Source organism: Vibrio sp. S234-5, assembly GCF_000960595.1.
Lineage (GTDB): Bacteria > Pseudomonadota > Gammaproteobacteria > Enterobacterales > Vibrionaceae > Vibrio.
In genome coordinates, this window is sequence record NZ_JZAM01000345.1 from 1 (window position 1) to 428 (window position 428).

The 428-nt window shown below is 46.0% G+C and carries 1 tRNA gene; it reads left to right on the forward strand.

The window, feature by feature from the left end:
* The first annotated feature begins 158 nt into the window (after positions 1 to 158).
* Positions 159 to 235 (forward strand) — tRNA-Asp (locus UF06_RS18945).
* Positions 236 to 428: the final 193 nt, after the last annotated feature.

Below are 428 nucleotides of genomic sequence, written 5' to 3' on the forward strand. Positions count from 1 at the left end.
TCCATCCCGAACTCAGAAGTGAAACGAAACAGCGTCGATGGTAGTGTGGGGTCTCCCCATGTGAGAGTAGAACATCGCCAGGCTTTAACTTGTTGTCTTTAGATTTTTAAGAAAAATCTGAAGACAAAAAAAGTAGACGAAACGTCTAACCAGACAGCGGAGCGGTAGTTCAGTCGGTTAGAATACCGGCCTGTCACGCCGGGGGTCGCGGGTTCGAGTCCCGTCCGCTCCGCCACTTTTCAGACAAAGCCCTAGCAGAAGTGCTAGGGCTTTGTCGTATCTAATACCAATCTGGAAAATTATACCAATCTGGAAAATTAACTGGTCAGATTAATCCACTCTCTTGTACACATCTTGCTAACTCTATCTGTACTGTCCAAGAATCGATTCCAAGCCTTGCACACTTTCTCCACGATATCCTCATAATC